Origin of the sequence: Sorangium sp. So ce367, from assembly GCF_051520455.1 — a bacterium.
GTDB classification, from domain to species: Bacteria; Myxococcota_A; Polyangia; order Polyangiales; family Polyangiaceae; genus Sorangium; species Sorangium cellulosum_B.
The window spans coordinates 11,219,443-11,240,340 of record NZ_CP150334.1 but is presented as its reverse complement, the minus strand read 5'-3'; the positions used below and the strand labels follow the sequence as shown (position 1 = coordinate 11,240,340).

Sequence of the window (20,898 nt, the reverse complement as noted above, 5' to 3'; positions counted from 1 at the left end):
GCCTGAGCTGCGGTACCTTGGCCGGCATGCAGGACCGCTCGCTCGCTGTCGTCGCATCGCTCGCCCTCGCTGTCGTCTTCTCCGCGGCGCCGGTCGCCGCCCAGCCGCCTGCGGGCAAGGAGAAGCCGCAGGCGGCTGCGCCTGAGCCGGCGGCAGCCGCGCCCGACGCTGCTCCGTCGCAGCGCAAAGATCCCAGCGGGCACACCGGCATCAGCCCCTACACGGAGCAGGTCCTGAAGGGCCAGGCGTCGTTCGTGGCGCGCGACATCCCCGGCGCGATCGCGGCCTTCCAGGAGGCGATCAAGCAGGATTCCTCGAAGATGCTCGGCTTCTATCTGCTCGGCGAGGCGATGCTGGAGTCCGGCAACATGGCGGAAGCCGAGACGGCCTGGACCACGGCGACCGGCAAGAAGGGCACGGAGGAGCTCCACGCCAAGGTGCTCTTCTGCCTCGCCGATCTGCGCGAGCGTCAGAAGAACTGGCAGGCGGTGAAGGAGGCGTGGGGGGCCTACAGCGCGTACCTGACGAGCAACCCCAAGGCGACCGGCTATCCGGCGACCGCGGCGGAGCGGCAGAAGCAGGTCGACCGGCGGATGAAGGACGAGAAGGACTACGCCGTGGTCAAGGAGCGTATCGTCCAGCGCGAGGCCGAGCGCCTGAAGGAAGCCGAAGAGAACGCCAAGAAGGACAAGCTGAACCGGTAGCGCGCCCCCGGCCGCGCGCGGCGCCCGCCGCGCTCCCTACCCGCGACGCCAGCCGTCGCTGGGCTGGGCCCCCGCCTCCGTCCACCGGTAGAACCCTTCCCCCGTCTTCTTCCCGAGCTTCCCCGCCCGCACCATCTGCCGCAGGATCACCGGCGGCCGGAACTGCTCCCCCACCTCGCGGTGGAGGTGCTCCAGGATGGCGAGCCGCACGTCGAGCCCCACGAGATCCGTCAGCTTGAGCGGCCCCATCGGGTGCCGGTACCCGAGCTCCATCGCCCGATCGATGTCGACAGCCGACGCCACCCCGGCCTCCAGCATCCGCATCGCCTCTGCGCCGAGCGCCACGCCGAGCCGGCTCGTCGCGAAGCCGGGCGTGTCGTTCACCACGATCGGCGTCTTGCCCAGGCGCCTCGCCACCGAGAGCGCCGCCGTCACCGTCGCCTCGTCGGTCTCGAGCCCCCGCACCACCTCGAGCAGCTCCATCACCGGCGGCGGGTTGAAGAAGTGCAGGCCGATCGTGCGCCCGCCCGCGCCGAGCCGGCGCCCGAGCTCCGTGACGCTCAGGCTCGACGTGTTCGTGCCGAGCAGCGCCCGCTCCGGCGCCGCCGCCTTCACCCGGCCGAGCACCTCGACCTTGAGGTCCATCCGCTCGGGCACCGCCTCGATCACGAGATCGGCGTCCGCCGCCGCGCGCTCGAGATCCGGCGATGCCACCAGCATCCCGATCATCTCGCTGCGCGCCTCGTTGAGCATCTTGCCCTTCTGGACGAGGCGATCGGTCGCGCGCTTGAGGTCCTCGATCACCGCGCCGATCCGCGCGGCGTCGACGTCGTAGAGGCGCGTCACGTAGCCGGCGATCGCCGTGACCTGCGCGATCCCCTGGCCCATCGTGCCCGCGCCGAGCACCAGCACCGTGCGCATGCGCGCCGCGGCGGGGTTCACCGCGATCTCGCTCACTTCGACGGCGCCGGGGCGCCGTCCTTCTGCCGCGCCTCCATGCGCTTGCGCACCAGATCCACCTCCTGCGGCGTCAGCTTGCGCAGGTTCGCCGGGCCCGGCGCGGCGGTGCCGGCCGCGCCGGCGCGCAGGGTCTCCGCGGCCGGCCCTGCCCCGGGGCCGGTCGGCGCCGCCGGGCGCGCGCCGGGCTGCGCTGCGGGGCGAGCCTCGGCGGTCGCCGGGCGGGCGCCAGCCGGGGCGGGGCGAGCGCCGGCCGCGGCCGGACGAACCTCGGCCGCAGCCGGGCGCGCGCCCGCCGGCGCGGCCTGCCCCGCGGCGCCGTCGTCGTCGCTGCTCATCGCGAGAAACGTGACGCCAGCCACCACGAAGACCGCGAGCCCCAGCACAGGGACCCAGTTCGGGGTAGGCGGCTCGTCCGCCGGCAGCGCGCGGGCGGGCTCCCCGTCGAAGCCATGGTGATCGCTCACGTCGTGCGCCGGGGCCGCGTGAGCCTCGTGATGGGCCGTGCTCATGCGCGGACAGTTGCCGCACTTCGAAAGCGGCGTCGAGGGGGTTCCACGCGCTTCCACGCGCTTCCACGTCTCGCCCCGCGCCCCGCCGGCCAGAACGGCCGGGCGCGCTCAGCCCGCGAGCCGCCGGTGGCTGTCGAGCGCCGCGCGCTGATCCTCGAGATCGTCGCCGTAGACGGCCTCGATCGCCTCCGCCGCGAGGCGGTGCTGCCGCTCCGCCGTCTCCTGCGGCTGCATCCCGTACGCGGCGTCGCGGATCAGCACCGTGCAGAACTCGAAGCGGTGCTCCCCCATCCGCGACCAGATCCGCTGCGCCTCGCCGAAGCGCAGGTGATCCACGAGCGCCGAGGCGTCCGGGATCATCCGGGCGAGCACGCGCGTGTCGAACTCGCGCCCCAGCACCGCGGCGGAGATCACCGTCTGCCGCGTGCGCGGCTCGAGCCGCTCGAGCCGCGCGACGAGCAGGCTGTTCACGGTCCGCGGCGGCATGAACCGGCTCGATCGCGCGGCGTCGTGGGCCGACCCATACCGCCCGTCCTCCAGCCAGTACGCGAGGATCTCCTGCGCGAAGAACGGGTTCCCCCCCGCGGTCTGGCCGAGCAGCGACCCGAGCATCGTGGGGAGCGGGCCGCCGAAGAACGGCTCCGCGAGCGCGAGCAGCCGCTCCGCCGGGAGCGGCGCGAGCTCGATCGCCTGCGACGGGATGCCGGCGTCGAGCGGGATGCGGGCGTCCACGCCCTCCCCCGAGGACGCCGCCGGCCGCGCCGAGCAGATCACCGCCAGCGGCAAATCCCTGCAGGCGGCCGTGATCGCGCGCACCGCGTCGAGCGAGGTCCGATCGGCCCACTGCGCGTCGTCGAGGTGCACCACCACCGGCTGGAGCGAGCTCTCCGCGACGAGCAGCGCGGCGAGCGCCTCGAGGACCTCGTCGCGCCCCCCGGCCTCGGCCCCCGCCTCCTGGCCGCGCAGCCTGAGCAGCCGCGCGAACGCCCCGCGCGACCTGTCGATCCCGGCCCGCACCTCGGTCCAGCTCTCGGGCAGCCGCTCCAGGAGCAGCTCCAGCGCGAGATCGAGCCCCGCCTCCTTGGCCCGCTGGCCGAGCTCGGACGAGATCCCGAGGTACTCCTTGAGCGCGAACTCGAACGCGTAGAGCGGGGTCCTCAGCGTCTGATCGCAGCGGGCCTCGATCCACAGGAGCGGGCGCATGTCCATGAGCTGCGCGCGCTGGTGGCGGTAGCTGTGCACGAGGTAGCTCTTGCCGATGCCCGCCTCGCCGAGGATGTACACGACGCCCGCGGAGCGCCCGGTGAACAGGGGCTCGAGCGCCTGCGTGAGCCGCCCGAGCTCGACCTCGCGGCCGATGGGGCCGAGGTCGTAGAACTCCTCCTGCACCGCGATGCGCCGCCGCTCGAGCGAGTAGACGAGGATCGGCAGATCGAACCCGTCGAACCGGAAGATGTTCTCCGTCGACCACTGGTGGCTCGCCTCGCCCGCGCGGAACGCCCGCTCATCCGCCCAGATCGACGACGGCGCGGCCTTCCGCGCGATCTGCGCGGCGAGGTGGATGGCGCGGCCGACGCACGCGAACTCGCGGCGGCCCACGGCGCCGAAGAAGCCGACCAGGCAGCGCGCGCGGGTGACGCCCACCGCGAGCCGGGGCACGCCGAGGCCGTTGCTCTTCAGCTCGAGCGCGAAGTCGAGGGCGCGATCGTGGTCGCTCTCGTGCGCGACGGGCGCGCCGAAGTAGAACTGCGCGCCGAAGCCGCGCTCCGTCACGGTCATGCCGGCGAACGTCGCGCCGTACATCGCCGAGATCTCGTGCAGCTGCTGGAGGAGCTCCGTCGGGCTCGCCACCCGATCGAGCGAGACCGACACCGTCGTCACCTCGCGGATCTCGCCCTCCGGCGCGAGATCGCCAGCGCCCGGCGGCAGGAACGCCTCGACGTCCGCGTCCGTCGGGGCCGACGTGATCGTCAGCGAGGGGGGCCCGCTCAGGAGATCGGCCTCGTCGAGCTCCGCCACGCTCTCCCGCGCGCTCGCCGCGGGGAGCCGCTCGCGGAAGCTGCGATCGAGGTGGAGCTCGCTGTCGTCCACCCCGCGGTCGGTCGCCTGGCAGGCCTCCATCGCGGGGCCGTAGATCAGGTAGTACGCGCGATCCGGGGCGATGCGCACGATCGTCCAGTGGACCGTGCCCCAGGCGAGCCCGATCCTGAACGGCGTCTGCGCGCCCCCGGCGCCCAGCGCGCGCCGCGCCGCGAGCTCCAGGAGGCTGCGCCGCATCGCGAGCGCCGCGCTGCGGGCGTGCCGGGTGACGTTGCGCCCTGGCCGATCGGGGAACAGCGCCGTGAACCCGCCGGCGGGCGACAGCGTCGCGACGAACCCGCCCGACTGGTGCACGGCCTCGAACAGCGGATCGAAGAACGATCGCAGCGCGTCCGGATCGAGCGCCTGGCGCGCGATCATGTGCTCGGCGAGCTCCACGATCGCCGGCAGCGAGACGTGCAGGACAGCCGCGTCGACCGCTCCCGCGTATTGCCCTTCGGCGTCCTGTTCGAGGATGAAGTCCGGGACGAGCGGATTCATGTCGAAACTGTATCGGGTATCTCCGCCCGACACGAGCGCGGCGGGAGGGCCGCTCGATCCCCGGGCGAGCGCGCCCGGGGGGACGATGAAGAGGTTGTTACGGAAGCGCGCTGCGGGGGTCGTTCAGGACATGTGAAGGGAGGGGTGCGCAAGAGAGAGCCTCCGCGCGTGGGCGGAGGTCGGTCCCGTCAGGTTCGTCGTCGTCTTCGTCGATTCCGTCAGTTTCGTCCGTTTCGTCAGAACCGCGGGGCCGTCGGGCCGTCGACCGGCACCAGGCGGGAGGTGAAGAAGACGCGCACCGTGCCGAGCTCGAGGCGCGCGCCGTCGAGCGTGAAGGGCACCTTGCGGGTCTCTCCCGCGAGGCGCAGGGTCAGCTCGCCGCGGACCGGGCCCGGCGCGCGGGCCCCGGGGTTCGCGGCGCCGGCGCCTTCCTCGGCCGACGCGCGCGCGATCTCGACGACGTAGCTCCCCTTGGGGAGGCTCCGCAGCGCGAGGGACTCCGAACGCGTGCTCGTCGCGTCGCGCGAGCGCACACCCACCGACGGGAGGGTCGCGCCCATCCACGAGACGCGCCGCCCCTGCGCGTCGATGAGGGAGAGGTCGAGGTCGGCGCCGCCGGTCCACTCGGCGCTGAGCCGCACGTCGCCGGGCAGGTCGGCGGCCGGCGCCGGGTCCGGCTGCGCGAGCCGCCTGTCGATCTCCGCGCGGACGGCGGAGGTCGCGTCGAGGCGGAGCTGGCTCGCGAGCTCGCTCATGCCGCCCTCGCCGGCGCACCGGATCGCGGCGGCGACGAGCTTCGCGTCGGCGGGCGCGAGGTCGGCGAGCGCCACCCGGTGCTGGCACGCGAACGCGGGCCGCCCCGCGGCGTCCCAGAGCTCGGCGAGCCGCGCCTGGGTGGCCCGGTCGCCGGGGCGCACGTCGGCGAGGCCGCCGAGGATGCGCGCGGCGCGGTCGCGCTGGCCCTGCCGCGCCGCCAGGTCGGCGCGGGCAATGAGCGCGTCGGGATCGAGCGCGTCGCGCCCGCTCCAGCGCGCGGTCAGCTCCTGGGCCTCGCCGAGGCGGCCGGTCGTGGCGTAGAGCGCGTAGAGCCCCGCCGTCCTGTCGCGGCTGTCCGGGGCCGCCGCGAGCGCCGCCTCGGCGGCCGCGGTCTTCGCGGCGCTCTCGGGCGCGAGCGTGTTCGTCGCGTCGAAGCTCACCTTGCGATCGAACACCCGGCGCATCGGGATCATCCGCCGCGGGCGCGGGCGCGACCACTCCTCGGCGGCGACGAGGTCATCGCGCGACCTCCGGGCGCGCTCGTCCTGCGGGGGCGCCGGCTTCGGCTCCGCGGGGGCGGCGGCCGTCGGCGCCGGCGCCGGCGCCGGCATGTCGTCGAGCGAGCCCGAGAGGGGATCGAGCTCCTGGGATCGTCGCTTGGCGGGCGACGCCGGGCGGGCGCCGGCCGACGTGCGAGACTCCGCCTTCGCGGCCGGCGCGGCGTCCGGCCAGCCGGAGCCGCCGCCGCCCCTGCCGCTGCCCGACAGGCCGAGGCCCGCCCCGAGCGCGTCGCCCTTCTCCTCGGCGCCCTCGTCCGCCGGGTTGCCGGGCTCCTCCCCCTCGGCGCTCGCGCTCACGCGCTCGGCCTGCTCCTCGCCCGTGAAGGCGGAGGTGAGGCCGTCTCGCTCGAGCCCGAACGCCTTGAACATCGCCTCGCTCTCCAGGACGAGCAGCGAGGTGAACCGGCTCGCCACCGAGAAGCGCCGCGACAGCTCGATGACGGCGGGCTTCTGCGCGTCGCCGCCGGTCTCCTCGAGCTCCGCGATCTTCGCCGCGGCGTAGAGGCGCGGGACGAAGGCGTTGCCCGCGCCGGTCGTGGCGACGATGTTGACGGGGTAGGTCTGCTCGAAGCGCTCGCCCGAGACGCGGCCGCGGAGGCGGATCGCGCCGCTGACGTCGGCCCCGGAGCTCATCCGCGCCACGACGAGCGCCTCGCCGCCGGCGCGGATCGGGTCGAGCCGCGCCGGCGTGACCTGGGTCAGGCCGGGCGGGAGCTCGATCTCGGGATCGCGCAGCGCGAGGCCGTACGCCGCGCCGAGGACCGACTGCGCCGCGCTCGCGACCTTCTGGCCGGGCACGTAGGGGACCATCACCCCGCCGCCGCCCCGCGCGAGCGCCCTGAGCGACGTCGTGTCCGCGTCGCTCCCGAGCGCGACCGCGACCACCGCGGCGGCGCCGTCCGCGGGGACCGCGCCGCGCACCGCGGCCTCGATGTGGGCGGGGCGCGTCGGGCCGACCGAGGGCGTGCCGTCGCCGAGGTAGATGATCCGGAGCTCCTTGCCGTCGAGCGGGCCGGCGGCCGCGCGCGCCGCGATCATCGCCGCGGCGAGATCGCTGCCGCCGTCGGGCTCGATGCCGCCGAGGAAGCGCTCGACCTCGCCCGCCGAGGCGGCGCCGGGGGCCATGGGGCGCGCGGCGCCGCCCTGGCCCGCGTCGCCGAGCGAGCGGCAGAGGGTGTCGCACGCGAGCACGACGACCTCGTCGCGCCGGTCCATCTCGCGGACGAGCGACGAGGCGAGCCGCGTCGCGCGGGCGAACCGCTCGCCGACCATGGATCGGCTCGAGTCGACGACGATCGCGTGGCGCCGCGAGGTCGACTCCTGCCACCGGGGGAGCCGGGGCCGGATCGCGATCGCGACGTAGGGCGACGTGTCGCTCGCGATGGCCTGCGCCGCGGCGAGGGAGGCCTCGTGCTCCGCGCCGTCGCGCTTCGACGTTCCGGCCGCGCCGCGCCGCGCGCTGTCCACCCGCGGCGCCGCGGGCGGCGTGGCCGGGGCCGGGGAGGGGGGCATCCGGTAGGCCCAGGCGGTGACGGGCCGGTCGCGATCGGGGAGCGCGTACTCGACAGTGAGGTCGCCGGCCGGCGTGAACCCGCGGGCGTCCAGCGTGCGGCGGTCGGCCGCGCCGTCCGCGGGCGCGGCGGCGAGATCGTAGCCGCGCGTCGCGACGCCGAACTCCCGGTCGTGGCCGAGCACCTGCACGTCGAGCGAGAAGTCGCCGATGTTCGTCGTGCCGCTCTGGTCGTGCGCGAGCGGGTAGGTGAAGCGCCGGACGCCGCCGGCCTGCTCGACGAGCTGCGTGTAGGTGAGCACGACGCGCCGCGAGCCGCGCTTCGGGATGGGGAAGATGCGCAGCTCGAACCGGCCGCCCCGCTGCCACTCGAGCAGCGCGGGGTCGCGCCACGGGCCGGGGACCCAGATGATCTCCTCGCGCGGCTTGGGCGCCTTGGGGGCGGCGTTCTGGAGGACGCCGCGCCAGATCGCGGCCCCGCGATCGCGATCGACGAACGCGCCCTCGATGAGCTTGCCGTCCACCTCGAGCGCGAGCCGCTCGATCTGCGCGCCCGGCGGGAGCGGGAACCGGAAGATGCCCTCGAGCTCCTCGTCGGTGTCGTTGGCGAAGGTCTCGTCGATCTCGGTCCTGGCGACGACGTCGACGATCCGCACCTTGACGGCGTGCCTGGCGAGCCGGACGGCCCGCTCTTTCTCCTGCGTCGCGCCCGGCTTGCGCGCCCTGAGCTCGCCGAGGCCGCGGAGCGCCGGGGCGTCGGCCTCCTCGGCGGAGCGGTCGCTCCACTCGAGCGTGTCGGCGAGCGACGTCGCGCTCGCGACCTCGGGCGCGGCGCCCTTCGCGAGCGTCGCCTCCTCGCCGGCGCGCACCTCGACGGGCTCGCCGCGCTCGCCGGTGACGCGCACGGCGCCGCGGGCCACCTCGACCGAGGCGCGCGCGGCGCCCGCGGTGATCGCGAGCTTGGTCCCGAGCACCTCGATCTGGCCGTGCGGCACCTCGACGCGCGCGGGCGGCGCGCCGGGGCTCGGGGTGACGTCGAGGACGACGGCGCCCTCGTCGACGCGCGCGCGGCGGCCGTCGCCGGCGATCCACACGCGGGAGCCGCGGTCGATGGCGAGCGCGGAGCCGTCCGCGAGCGACAGGTGGGCGCGCGTCCGCGCGTCGGTGCGCAGGGTCGCGCCCTCCGGGAGCGTGGCGCCCGCGGCGAGCGGCGCGCAGGCGCCCGAGGCGTCGCACGCCTCGAGGCCGCCCGACTTGTCGGCCGACGCGCGCGACACCGAGGCGACCTTGCCGGACCACGGCGCCCCGGCCGCCGCGGCGACGGACGGCGCCGTCGTTTCGCCGCCGCGCCGCAGGGCGACCCCGGCCGCTACCGCCGCCGCCGCGGCCAGGGCGGCGGCGGCGAAGGCCGAGCGCCGCCCGAAGGCCATGCGGCGCGCTGCCGGCGCGGTTCGCTCCGGCATCGTGGAGCGCGGTCCGCCCGTGCGCGCCTCGGCCGCGCCGGATCGCGCTCCGGAAGTGTCGGAACGCGGCCTGGGCGTGTCGGATCGGGCGTCGGCCGTGTCGGATCGCCCTTCGGTGATGTCGGAACGCCGCTCGGGCGTGTCCGATCGCCCTTCGGCGATGTCCGATCGCTCTTCGGCAATGTCCGATCGCCCTTCGGCGGTGTCGGATCGCTCTTCAACGATGTCCGATCGCCCCTCCGTCACGCCGGATCGCGCGCCAGCGGCGCCGTGTTGCTCCTCGGCGGCCACCTTCAGCACCGCACCGCTCGTTGCGCCCTCCGAAGGGCGCGCCGCCTCGATCCGCCGGAGCAGCGCGTCCGCGAATCCGTCCGCCGGCCGGAAGTCCGCGCCGGCCGCCGCGACCACCTCCGCGGCGCGTGCCGCGTCGTGGCGGAGGTCGCGGCACGCGTCGCAGCCGGCGATGTGCTCGTACAGCGCCGGCCGCGCCGTCCCGTCGAGCACCTCCGCGAGCTGCTCCTCGACCTCGCCGCAAAGCCCAACCGAACCCGTCTCTGTCGCGCCCATCGCCCTCACTCCTCGCCCAGCTCGGCCCTGAGCCGCGAAAGCGCGCGGCTCACCCGCTTCCGCGCCGCCGCCTCATCGATCCCGCACGCGATGGCCACCTCCTTGAAGGAGAGGCCCGCTTCGAAGCGCAGCACCACCGCCTCGCGCTCGCTCGGCTTGAGCCGCGAGAGCGCGGCGCGGGCGCGCTCGGCCCGCTCGCGCTCCGCCGCGAGCTCGCTCGCGTCGGGCCGCGGCCGGGTGTCGTGGACGAGGCGCAGCCGCGCCTCGCGCCGCGCCCTGAGCTCGGTGTGCCGCCCGCAGAGGCGCCGCGCGATCCCGAAGAGCCAGGCCCGCACGCTCCCCTCGGCGCGGTACTGCGGGAACGCATCGAACGCCGCGAGCAGCGTCTCCTGCACCAGCTCCTCGCTCTCGGCCTGCGACCCCGTGAACGCCATGCACAGCCGGCCCAGCGGCATGGCGTAGGCCTTCGCACACCGCGACAGCGCTTCCCGGAAGTCGCCTGTCCCGATCAGCCCCTCGATCGCGCGCGCCTCGTCGGCCCGCGCGTCGCCCTCCGACCCAACGAGCGCTAACCCAGCTGCCATCGCTGCCTCATCGCCGGCCATGTGCCCCCGTCCCCCGAGTTCGTGACCGGATTTTTTTTGCCCCCCGCCCCCGGCGGACTCCGGTGCCCGATCCCACGGTACAGCGCGGTCCGGCCTTTGCCTTTTGCAATGCGATCCCCGCCGCAGCAGAATCTGCCGTCGCCTCAGGAGCCGCGCTTATGAACGAGACAAGCCCGCCTGGTGTCACCAAGGTCGCCGCGCCCCGAGGCGCGGCGCCGAGCGATCCCGTTGACAGGTCGCGTGTGAAGGGATGGAGACGGTCGCTGGCGCTCGCCGCTGCCGTGTCCGCCGCCGCAGCGCTCGCCGCCCCCGCGGCGCTCGCGCAGGGCGAGGCGCAGGCTCAGGGGGAGGGTGACGCCCCGCCGGCCGGCAAGCGGGTGGTGCTCCCGACCCGGGCCAGCGCGGGCGGGAAGGAGAAGAAGGCGGCCGCCGCCGAGCCGAAGGGGGGCCCGGCCGAGAAGGACAAGGCGGAGCCGCCGGTGGAGGAGCGCGCCGCGCGCGGCGTGGTGGTCATCGAGCGCGGCGGGCAGGTCCTCGGCCTCGGCGCGGCGCTCGCCGGCGACGGGCGCATCCTGACCGCGCTCTCGCCGCTCGGCGCGGGCAACGACCTCACGGCGCGCCTCGCCGACGGGACCACCGTGCGGGTGAAGCTCGGCCACCACGACCGCGTGTGGGATCTCGCGCTGCTCGTGCCGCAGACCGGCAAGTGGGCCGAGGGGCTCACCGCCTCGTCGCGCGATCCGGTGCGGCCGGACGCGCAGATCCGCTCGTTCTCGGCGGCGCGCGGCAAGGTCGCGGCCACCGCGCTCGTGCTGCGATCGCACAAGACGCTGATCGGCGGCGACGACCGGCCGCTCGATCGCGCGATCGAGCTCGGGTCGCGCGTCTCGCCGCTCGATCTGGGCGCGCCCATCATCGACGAGGACGGCCGCGTGGTCGCGGTCCTCGGCCGCGGCTGCGCCCCGAACGAGGGCAAGCCCTGCACGCCCGTCGCGTTCGGCGTGCCGATCAGCGCGATCAGGGCGTTCCTTCGCGCGGTGCCGCCGACGGCCGTGCCGCCCGCGGCGTGGCTCGGGATCCAGGGCGTCAGCGAGGCGGCGCCGGTCGCGAAGGGGGTCCGGGTCACCGTGGTGCACCCCGAGAGCCCTGCGGACGAGGCCCGCTTGACGGGCGGCGATCGCGCGGAGAGCGACATGATCCTCGCCGTCGACGGCGTGCCCGTCACCAGCCCCGAGGCGCTCTCCGACGCGATCCGGACGCACGCGGTCGGGGAGAAGGTCCCGCTCACCTTGCTGAGCCGCGGGAAGTACCGGCAGGTCACGGTCGTGCTCCGCGCCGCGCCGGATCCGTCGGCCGCCGCGGCGAAGCGGCCGGAGGCCGAGCTCCCGCCGCCGAGCTCGAGCGGCAAGTCGACCGAGGAGTACCGCAAGTAAGCAAAAAATGATGCGGGGCCGCGCGCGGATTCTATAAGCTCGGCGCTCGGGCCCGACCCGGTTGACACCCCGTCAACCGAACCTCCAGGATCGGGCTCGAGCGGCTCGGACGGGCGCGCTCGCGGTTCTCATTCAACCTCGCGCCTCGCGCGGGGCCATCGATCGGGTGATCCGTGTCCCAAACGTTTCGAATCGAAGTGGCCGGCGAGACGAACGTCGGGCGCAAGCGCAACCACAACGAGGACAACTTCGGCATCATGGTGGAGTACGGCCTCTTCATGGTCGCCGATGGAATGGGGGGGCATGCGTCGGGCGAGGTCGCGTCGAAGATGGCGGTCGACGCGATGCAGGACTTCTTCGCCCAGACGCAGGACGACCCGGAGCGGACCTGGCCCTACAAGATGGACCGGTCCAAGGGCTACGAAGAGAACCGGCTGATCACGGGGATCAAGCTCGCCAACCTGCGGATCTACGAGACCGCGCAGCGCGAGGCGAAGAAGCGGGGCATGGGGACGACGTTCGTCGGCATCTTCACGGCGAACGACGGCGTCTACGTCGCCCACGTCGGCGACAGCCGGGTCTACCGCTTCCGCGAGGGCCGGCTCGAGATGCTCACCGAGGACCACTCGCTCCTCAACGACTACATCAAGATGAAGCGGCTCACGCCCGAGGAGATCGCGAACTTCCCGCACAAGAACGTGATCGTGCGCGCGCTCGGGATGAAGGACACGGTCAAGGTCGACACCCGCTTCGAGGTGCCGCAGCTGAACGACACGTACGTCCTCTGCTCGGACGGGCTCTCCGGGCCGGTGAGCGACCTGGAGATGACCCAGATCCTGACGGAGCATCAGGACATCCAGGTCGCGACCGCCAAGATGATCGAGCGCGCCAACGAGAACGGCGGCCCCGACAACGTGACCTGCGTCCTCGTCCGCTGGACCCAGTGACCGCCGCTCGGCGACGGTGATCAGGGCAGGGCGCCGCCGCTCCAGGGGATGAGCACCAGGAAGACGAAGGCGATGAGGGCGAGCATGAAGAGGCTCGTCATCAGGTAGGTCGAGCGCGGCGAACGCGCGGTGCTCCAGCCGTCGCCGTAGAACTTCCCCCGCGAGCGCACCCGGATCCGGCGCTGCACGCCGCGGAGAAGGCTCGGCGGCGCCGCGGGCGGCGGGCGCATCGCCCCTCGGACCAGCTCGCGCAGATCCAGCTCGTCGACGAGCGGCAAGTCGCCGTCCTCGGGGAGATCGCCGTCCTCGGAGAAGTCGTCTCGGGGCGTGGCGGCGGCGGGCGGGCGCTCCACGGGGGGCGCCGAGGGACGGCTGCCGCTCTCCGCGCCCGAAGCGGCCGGCTCATCGGCTCGCCCCGTGCGCTTCGGGTCGTCCGCTCCGCTCATTTCCCGCCTCTCACCTTCTCGCCCATCATCTTCTCGACCAGCGCGCGGAGCTGGCCGCGCGCGCGATGGATCCGGCTCTTCACCGTCCCGTCCGGCAAACCCGTGACCGAGGCGATCTCTTCGTACGACATGTCCTCGACGTCACGAAGGATGAGCGCCTCCCGGAACTCGGGATCGAGCTGCCCGATGGCGCGCTTCACGACCGCCTCGAGCTGCATCCCCTCCACCAGCTCGTCAGGGCGGCTCACGTCGCCGACGCTCACGCCCTTGGCCGCGGACAGCGGCACCCGCTCGGCCATGGCGTCGACGTCGTCCTGGGCGCCGGCGTGCCGCCGCGAGAGGTACTTCGTCCGGTTTTTGCAGAGATTCACGGCGATCCGATAGATCCACGTCGAGAGCTTCGATTCGCCGCGGAACTGATCGATCGCCTTGAAGACCTGCACGAAGACTTCCTGGGACACGTCCTCGGCCTCGTCACGCCGGCCGAGCATGCGGTAGACGAGCGCGAACACGCGGCGCTCGTACATGATCACGAGCTCGTTGAACGCGCTCTCGTCACGGGCGACGAGCCGCGCGATGAACTGCGCCTCGCCCGCCTCGAGCGGCGCCGCCGACGCGCGCCCCTGCTCCGCGCCCGCTGCGGGCGGAGAGCCGCCTCCGCGGTCCGTATCTACATGGGTAGGGGCTCCGCGTCCGCGGGCCCCTTCATCGCTCGCCACGCCGTCCGGTCCTCCAGGAGCCAGGGGCTCGCGCACGCCGCGCGGCAGGCGCAGAGCCCTCGGTGAGACCACGGTAAACAACCCCGGCTCGACCGCGCCAGACAATAGCGAGCAAGTGACGGCGCAGGACGCGCCCGCGAGGCGGTGCGACCTCGCCCGAGGCGCTCCCGCCCACGCGATGGACATCGGCCGCCATGACCCCCCTCAGAGGGCGCGGGTGCTCGATGGTTCCGGCGCGTGGATTCGAACCACGATTAGGGGATTCAAAGTCCCCCGTCCTGCCCTTGAACGACGCCGGAGTGCTGCGGGACGGAGCCGACCGCCGCGCGGCGCGCACCTTAGCGCGAGTCGCGCAGGATGGCACCCGTCCCGATCCATGAGTCGGCTCTGCGGGCCGGATAGCTGATGCCGCGCGTGGCGTCCGCCTCGGATCGACCTCGCCTCAGGCGGAACTGCCCGCGCTCACGGCGACCCGCCGGCGCCGGCTTCGCGCCGGACGCCGAGGCCTTCTCCGCCCGGTGGAGCGGCAGCGCGGGCGCGCCGGTGTCCTCGCCCGGGGTCGCGGCCGCTTCCTCGCGTGCCGGGGCCGCTTCGGCCGCAGCGCCGTCGCGCGCCGGAGCCGCTTCGGCCGCAGCGCCGTCGCGCGCCGGGGTCGCCGCGGGCGCCGCCGCGGCAAGCGCCGCAGCGCCGGCGCTCGCGGCGAGGTCCGGGGCAGGCACGGCGACCTGCGCGGCGGCGGCCGCAACGCCCTGGGCCACGCCGAGGTGCGCAGCCTGCGCGGCCGCAGGCCTCGCAGGCGAGGCCGCAGGGGCGACCACGCTCAGCACCGAGAGGCCCAGCACGAGCACGAGCGCCGCGCTGCCCGCCGCCGCTCCGGCGGCGCCGCGAGAGACGCGGGCGCGCCGCGCGAGCCGCGACCAGGCGCCCGACACCCGCCCGCGCGGCGTCTGATCCGCGTCGCGCGCGCCGGGCTTTGCGGCACCAGGCCTCGGCGCCCCGGCGCTCGGGAGCGTGTCGGGCGGGGACGAGGGGGCTGCGGGGAAACAGGACGGAATATCAAGAGAAATCGGCTGCGAGGGGCTGTCCCGCCGCAGCACGGCCTCGGCCAGCGGGAACCGGCCGAGGGTGAAGGCCTCGGCGCGCTCGCCGCGCGCCTTCTCGGGGGCGCCCTGGTGGAAGCGGGGCGCCACGGAGCTGAGGTCGTCCGGCGTCAGCGCGAAGCTGAGCGGGCCGGTGGACTCAGGCGCCTCGCCCGCGGCGGAGAGGGCGGGCGCCTCGTCGCGCGGGGGCGGCTGGGAAATGGTCCAGCCGAGCGCCTTCACCTCGCCGGCAGGCGTCCAGCACTCGAGGCCTTCGCGCCAGACGCGCGTGCTGTGCGGGAGCTCCCCCAGCTCCAGCGCGCGCCAGAGCGTGACCGTGCTCATCGCCTCGAGAAAGTCGCCGCGGTCGATGCACCAGGGCTTCGACTCCGCCGGTGCCTCCTCCGCGCCGCCGGCGTGCGACGTGAACGGCATCGTGGGGGCGCTGCAGAGGCTGCTCAGCTGCCCCTGCCCGCACCCCTCTGCGCCGCCCGACGCCGGCACGCGGTCGCCAAGCCCCTCCACCTTGTACGCTGCGCTCGGGCCCATCGCTGTCTCCCTAGCGAGCCGCGGCGGCCCACCCGATGCTGCTTCCGGGTGCACCTCCGCTGCTCTCGTGCGTCGGTAGCGGATGCTGGCGCGGTGGGCCAAGAAAGGTGCCGGGCAGGGCAGGCGCCCAGGCCGGGGGCCTGCGTCTGGCGGCAACGCTGCGCGGGCAGGGCGCGGCAACGCTGCGCGGGAGAGGGCGCGGCAACGCTGCGCGGGAGAGGGCGCGGCAACGCTGCGCGGGAGAGGGCGCGGCGGCCGCGGGGGCGTGCCGCGGCCCGGCGTCAGAGGTCGGTGTAGTTGTCGGCGAACATCGCGCGCTGGCCGAGGAACGCGATCTCGAGCGTGCCGCTGACGTCCGTCCCTCCGGTCGAGCTACGGATCACGTTGAGCGCTGGCATCAGCCGGATGAGCCCGCGGTACTCCGTCCCTGCCGGCGCGCGCGCCAGCGTCACGTGGACCGGAGCGCGCAGGCTGAGGCGGACATCGGCGGGCGCCTCGTCGTTGAGCGCGACCGCCACCTTCGCGCCAAGCGCCGCGCGGAACGTGGCGTTCGCCGCCTTGTCGACGAGCCCGGCGTGCGCCGCGATCGTGAGCTCCTGGCTCTGCACCGGCGCGCCGAGCACCTCCTTCCTGCAGCGCGTGGCAGGGACGAAGGAGGTGGACTGGGTGACCGGATCCACGCCGTGGACGACGTCGCCCGCGGGCTCGCACCACTCGAGCGTGTCCGTCGACGCGGTCCAGCGCGAGTCGAACTTGATCTGCCCTTCGAGCGTTGGCGCGAGCTTCTTTCCGCCCTCGCCGACGTAGACAGCCGCCGCGCCGACGCTCCAGGGGACAGCGGTGAGCTCGCGCGGCGCGTAGGTCGGCGGCAGGCTCTGGTCGCGCCGCTCGGGGCCGGGACCCAGGTAGCTGAACCGGGTGCGGCCGACCGTGCCGCCGACGTAGAGGATCAGCGGGGGATAGGCCGAGCTGCCCTCCCCCTCGAAGTCGAGCCGCGCGAACGAGGCGGAGAGGCGCAGGGTGCCGGTGGGCGTCTGGGCCGCGTCGTCGGTGGCGGAGAACCCGATCAGCGTGGCCAGCCCGTCCTCGGCCGCCACCTCGGCCTCGATCACGGCGCTCACATCCCATGCCGTCGGATCCGTCACCTCGCCGAACCCGGCCAGCACGCCGAAGCCGACCCGCGCGAGCGCCGCGCCCCCGGAGCTGCCCGTGATCCCGACCGGAACGATGTAGACGAGCTCGCGGCCCGTGGCGGCCGGCGCGATGGGCGCGCCCCCGGCAGGCGCGAGCGGCGCGATGGGAGCGCCCGACGCGGCCGGGGCGACCGGCGCTATCGCGCGGCCCGGCTGCGCGGGCGCCACGGCCACGCCAGCGCCCGGCACCGGCGCGGCAGGCGCGGCGGGGGTGCTCGGCGCGGCAGACGGGACCGGCGCCGTGGGGGCGCTGGCCGCCGTGGGGGCGCCGGGCGCGGAGGCGGCCGGCCGGACGGGCGCCGGGGGCGCTGCGCCCGGCGGCACGGGAGCCGACGGCTGCCCCGCGCCCTGGGCGAGCGCGGGCGCGGCCAGCGTGAGCGAGAGCAGCGCTGCGGCGCGCTGGAGCAGCAGGGCGCCCCTCACGGCGCCACCGTGAAACGGAAGGTGAGGCAGTCGGCGCCGCTCGACGTGTCGTATTCGGCGCGGGTGCTCTGGTTCGTCTTGGGATCGAAGGCGAAGATCTGGAACTTGCCGCTTCCGTTCCGGACCCTGAAGCGGAACACGTAGTTGCCGGGATCCAGATCGAACTCGGGGAAGACCGTGTTGCGGATAGAGAACGGCCTCACCCCCGCCGGATCCGCGGTGGGCTCCGGGTCCTCGAACAGATAGCCGACGGCGCTGAGGTGGTACTCGTCGCTGTGGAGCTTGAGCTTGATCCTCTTCATGGTCGAGAGCGATCCTCTCACACGCGCGCGGCACGGTACAGCGGCTGGAGGGCGCGCGACATGGCAGCGATCGGGCTCGCCCGACCGTCCGGACCATTTCTGACGAGCGCAGGTGGGTCATTTCTCGTGAGCGCCGAAGGATGCCGGAGCGGTAATGTTTTTAACCGGGCAACTGCATGGTCGAGCGTCGGGGCGCTCGGGTATCCGTGATGGTTTTGACTTCATGGTGGTACCGGTCATCGGGCGGAGCGGTGGCGACGGGCGCGGGCTTCGGCGCCGACGGGGGCTGTCCGCGAGTTGATTCCTCGCGGCGGCGCTCGTGACGGTCGCGTGTGATGGGAGGGTCCTGGGGAGGATCGGCGAAGACGAGAACGGTTTGGCGTCGAGCGGCGGCGCGGGCGAGGGGAGCGCGAGCTCGTCGTTGTGCGGCTGGTCAGGTAGCCGCCGCCTGCGAAGTGGGGGAGGAGCGTGGCGCCTCGAGGCGCTCAGCCGCCGCTGGCGCGCCGCACGGCGACGCCGACGCCGGCGGTGCTGTAGCAGCCGCTCACTGTCCAGGAGATGGTGGTGTTGGAGTTGGCCACGAGATAGCCGGCCAGCGCGACCATGGTCGTCGGATCGGTCAGGCGCCGGTTCATGGTGGAGGTCGCCGCGGTGGGGCTGATGGTGGCGCCGGTGTTGGCGTTGCGCGCCGCCATCACCGTGTACACGAACGAGTTGGTCGCGCTGAAGTTGGTGCTGACCCCTCGGGACACCGTGCCGCTGCAGTCCGTCGTGTTGGTGTGGATGCCGGTCGTGGTGGCGCTCGCGAACGGGTTCGACTGGTGCACGGCCTTCAGCTCCACCACGTTGGCGAAGTACACGCCCCAGGTGTTCGCGTTCGCCATCTGCACCACCACGGGCTTGTTGCCGGTGGCGGCCGGAAGCTGGCTGTCCAGGAGGTAGTAGATGTGCGCGGCGGAGTTGTTGTCGGCCTGCCGCGTGTTGAAGAGCGTCATCGGCGTGCCGTCGTAGGTGACGCTCACCGGCACGAGCGAGTTCTCGGAGGCGACGATCCCGACAAGGACCATGCGATCGTTGTCCCGCGGTGTCTGCAGGGCGTGGCTCACGTTGATGGTGGGCGCCGAATTCCCGATGGTGCTCAAGGTGCCGGTCGTGCCCGAGTTGACGACGACGATGTCCGGCGAGACGACGCAGTTGCCGTTCGAGCAGATGGACCTCGTCCCCGAGCACACGTGGCCGCAGTCGCCGCAGTTGCTGGCGGTGCCGAGCTGGGTCGTGCAGCCGCCGCTGGGGTCGCCGCAAGCCTTCCAGCCTGGGTCGCAGGTGGGCACGCAGGTGCCGGCCGTGCAGGCGGTGGCGCTCGCGTGCGCCTGGAGGCACTGGGTGTTGCAGGCGCCGCAGGCGTTGACGTCGCTGGAGACGTCCTTCTCGCAGCCGTTCATGCCGTTGCCGTCGCAGTTGCGCCACAGGCCGCTGCACACCGGGTTGCAGCCCGACGAGCTGCATTGATTGCTGGAGACGTGGGCGCTGGCCCCGCTCTGGCACACGAGGTTGCAGCCGAGGCAGTTGTTCTCGTCGTCCCACAGGTCGATGTTGCAGCCGTTCCTCGGTACCCCGCAGTCGTCGTACTGCGCGCTCGTGCACACCGGGTTGCAGGTGCCGTCGAGGCACAGGTTGCTGGTGGTGTGGATTATGTTGCACTGGGTGCCGCAGGCGCCGCAGTTCCCCTCGTCGGTCCTGACGTTGGCCTCGCAGCCGTCGGTCAGCGAGCTGTTGCAGTTGCCGTAGTCCGCCTTGCAGCCGGCGAAGGAGCACGCGCCGCCCTGGCAGGTCGCGGTGGCGTTCGCGTAGATCGTGTTGCAGTTGACGCCGCCGGCGGCCGCGCAGGCGCCGCAGTGGGTCTGGTTCGAGTTGACGTTCGTCTCGCAGCCGTTGTCCGGATTGCCGTCGCAGTCGCCCATCCCGCTGTTGCACGTCCGCACCTTGCAGTCACCGCCCTCGCACTTGGGGGTGCCGCCGGCGATGGTGCAGGTCTCGCCGCAGGCGCCGCAGTGGCTGAGGCTCGTGTCCGTGCTCGTCTCGCAGCCGTTGTCGTAGCGGCCGTCGCAGTCGGCGAAGCCCGGCTCGCAGCTGCCGATGGCGCAGCCGGTGGCCGTGCACTTGCCGGTGCCGTTGGCGACCGTGCACAGGCCGCCGCACGTGCCGCAGTTCTCCGGATCGGCGGCCAGATTCACCTCGCAGCTGTCCTCGGGGTCGCCGTTGCAGTCGCCCCTGCCGGCCGGGCAAGTCGTCTCGCCGCAAACGCCGTCGCGGCACCAGGGCCTGCCGCCCGCCTCGGGCACGCACTCGATGCCGCACCCGCCGCAGTGCAACACGTCACGGGTAGTCGCCCTCTCACAACCGTCGACGACCTGGTCGTTGCAGTCGGTGAAGCCCGCGTCGCACGCGATCTTGCACTCCGACGCCTCGCAATACGCGTCGCCGTTCGCGGCCGGGCACAGCTCGTCGCACCCGCCACAGTGGCTCGAGTCCGTCGAGGTGTTCACCTCACAGCCGTTCTCGGCATTGCCGTCGCAGTCGGCGTAGGGCGCTTCGCACGCCTTGACCTTGCAGGCGCCGCCCTGGCACTCGGCCGTCGCGTGCGGCAGCGCGCACTTCTGGCCGCAGCTGCCGCAGTTGTCCGCGTCGGTGCGGATGTTGACCTCGCACTCACCCTTGGCCAGGCGATCGCAGTTGGCGTAGCCATCCGGGCAGGTGGGGCCGCACACCCCGTCGATGCAATCGTCGCTAAGGCAGTCCCCGCTCGAGCGGCAGATCTTGCCGTCCTGGCAGCCCCCACAGTCGGCGCCGCAGTCCACGTCGCTCTCGGTGCCGTTGGGCACCCCGTCGGTGCAGGTCGGCGCGACGCATTGGCCGTCCTGGCACACGCCGCTCTCGCAGTCGCTGGCCCGGTTGCACTTCTTGTCGGTCGCGCACTTCTTGTCGCAGCTGCCGCCGCAATCGATGTCCGACTCCGAGCCGTCGCGGGCGCCGTTCATGCAACCCGCTTCCTGGCAGACGCCGTCGATGCACTCGCCCTCGGCGCAGTCGCGGCTCGCGGCGCAGCCGGAGTCGAGCGGGCATGGATCACACTCGCCGCCGCAGTTCAGGTCCGTCTCGCCGTCGGACTGCGTGTCGTCCGTGCAGTGCGCCGGCGGGCCGGATGCCGACGCGAACTCGAAGTCCGGCACGCTGCACGAAGCGGCGGCGGCGAAGATCCCCGCCGTCAGCGCGGCGGCCGAGAACGCGCGGAGCAGCGCGAAGCGACGCAGAAAGCCAAAGCTAGGGGTCGACATCCAGCGACAAAAGTACCATTCGCGGGCGGATTTCGCGGCCATAAAGTGAGAAGGCGGCGTCAGGATCCGCGCATGAAAGCTCCGCCGGCGCGCACGCACCTCCGACCACGACGCGGTGCGGCGTCGGGCGCGGCGAAGGCCGCGCCCGCCATGTTGACGCGCTCGGCGGAGGCCGCGCCCGCCACGTTGACGCGCGCGGCGAAGGCCGCGTCGCCTCGTTGACAGGAGCGGAGGCGTCAAGTCACCATGGCAGGCGCC

At 73.8% G+C, this 20,898-nt stretch carries 14 protein-coding genes and 1 tRNA gene; 3 read left to right on the top strand and 12 right to left on the bottom strand.

Annotated elements, in window-relative coordinates; translation table 11 throughout:
* Positions 1–26 precede the first annotated feature (26 nt).
* Entirely contained in the window at positions 27–704 is a 678-nt protein-coding gene (locus tag WME97_RS42580; protein WP_437546473.1) for a hypothetical protein, read from the top strand.
* A gap of 36 nt (positions 705–740) precedes the next feature.
* Here WME97_RS42580 and WME97_RS42575 read toward each other — a convergent pair whose 3' ends face one another.
* From WME97_RS42575 to WME97_RS42555, 5 genes are all read right to left on the bottom strand, one after another.
* The gene (locus tag WME97_RS42575; protein ID WP_437555600.1) at positions 741–1,652 is read right to left on the bottom strand and encodes a 3-hydroxyacyl-CoA dehydrogenase family protein; all 912 of its coding nucleotides are present in this window, start codon (positions 1,650–1,652) and stop codon (positions 741–743) included.
* A 5-nt stretch (positions 1,653–1,657) separates the two neighbouring features.
* Positions 1,658–2,173 carry a hypothetical protein gene (locus tag WME97_RS42570; RefSeq protein WP_437546471.1) on the bottom strand — a complete coding sequence of 172 codons (516 nt, stop codon included), beginning with the start codon at positions 2,171–2,173 and terminating at the stop codon, positions 1,658–1,660.
* A gap of 108 nt (positions 2,174–2,281) precedes the next feature.
* Positions 2,282–4,753: an AAA family ATPase gene (locus WME97_RS42565; protein WP_437546469.1), complete on the bottom strand. Its 2,472-nt coding sequence runs from the start codon at positions 4,751–4,753 to the stop codon at positions 2,282–2,284.
* Between the two features lie 236 nt (positions 4,754–4,989).
* Entirely contained in the window at positions 4,990–9,609 is a 4,620-nt protein-coding gene (locus tag WME97_RS42560) for a VIT domain-containing protein (protein WP_437546467.1), read from the bottom strand.
* A 5-nt stretch (positions 9,610–9,614) separates the two neighbouring features.
* The gene (locus tag WME97_RS42555; protein WP_437295745.1) at positions 9,615–10,193 is read right to left on the bottom strand and encodes an RNA polymerase sigma factor; all 579 of its coding nucleotides are present in this window, start codon (positions 10,191–10,193) and stop codon (positions 9,615–9,617) included.
* Positions 10,194–10,372: 179 nt separating this feature from the next.
* Here WME97_RS42555 and WME97_RS42550 point away from each other — a divergent pair, with 179 nt between their 5' ends.
* Positions 10,373–11,647: a S1C family serine protease gene (locus tag WME97_RS42550; protein WP_437546465.1), complete on the top strand. Its 1,275-nt coding sequence runs from the start codon at positions 10,373–10,375 to the stop codon at positions 11,645–11,647.
* Between the two features lie 173 nt (positions 11,648–11,820).
* Positions 11,821–12,594: a Stp1/IreP family PP2C-type Ser/Thr phosphatase gene (locus WME97_RS42545; RefSeq protein WP_012240508.1), complete on the top strand. Its 774-nt coding sequence runs from the start codon at positions 11,821–11,823 to the stop codon at positions 12,592–12,594.
* Positions 12,595–12,614: 20 nt separating this feature from the next.
* On the opposite strand, the gene WME97_RS42540 is transcribed toward WME97_RS42545, so the two are convergent.
* From WME97_RS42540 to WME97_RS42510, 7 genes are all read right to left on the bottom strand, one after another.
* On the bottom strand, positions 12,615–13,040 hold the full coding sequence (locus WME97_RS42540; protein WP_437546463.1) for a hypothetical protein: 426 nt from the start codon (positions 13,038–13,040) through the stop codon (positions 12,615–12,617).
* Positions 13,037–13,759 (bottom strand): sigma-70 family RNA polymerase sigma factor, encoded by a 723-nt coding sequence (locus tag WME97_RS42535; RefSeq protein WP_437546461.1) that lies wholly within the window; start codon positions 13,757–13,759, stop codon positions 13,037–13,039. The genes WME97_RS42540 and WME97_RS42535 overlap by 4 nt, the downstream gene beginning before the upstream one ends.
* Before the next feature lie 225 nt (positions 13,760–13,984).
* Positions 13,985–14,058 (bottom strand) — tRNA-Gln (locus WME97_RS42530).
* Between the two features lie 39 nt (positions 14,059–14,097).
* Positions 14,098–15,387, bottom strand: a complete 1,290-nt coding sequence (locus WME97_RS42525; protein ID WP_437546459.1) for a hypothetical protein — start codon at positions 15,385–15,387, stop codon at positions 14,098–14,100.
* A gap of 281 nt (positions 15,388–15,668) precedes the next feature.
* The gene (locus WME97_RS42520; protein WP_437546457.1) at positions 15,669–17,003 is read right to left on the bottom strand and encodes a hypothetical protein; all 1,335 of its coding nucleotides are present in this window, start codon (positions 17,001–17,003) and stop codon (positions 15,669–15,671) included.
* Positions 17,000–17,305 carry a hypothetical protein gene (locus WME97_RS42515; protein ID WP_437546455.1) on the bottom strand — a complete coding sequence of 102 codons (306 nt, stop codon included), beginning with the start codon at positions 17,303–17,305 and terminating at the stop codon, positions 17,000–17,002. Before WME97_RS42515 ends, WME97_RS42520 begins: the two co-directional genes overlap by 4 nt.
* Before the next feature lie 485 nt (positions 17,306–17,790).
* A complete protein-coding gene (locus tag WME97_RS42510; protein WP_437546453.1) occupies positions 17,791–20,640 on the bottom strand; it encodes a hypothetical protein in 2,850 nt (949 codons plus the stop codon).
* Between the last annotated feature and the right edge of the window lie 258 nt (positions 20,641–20,898).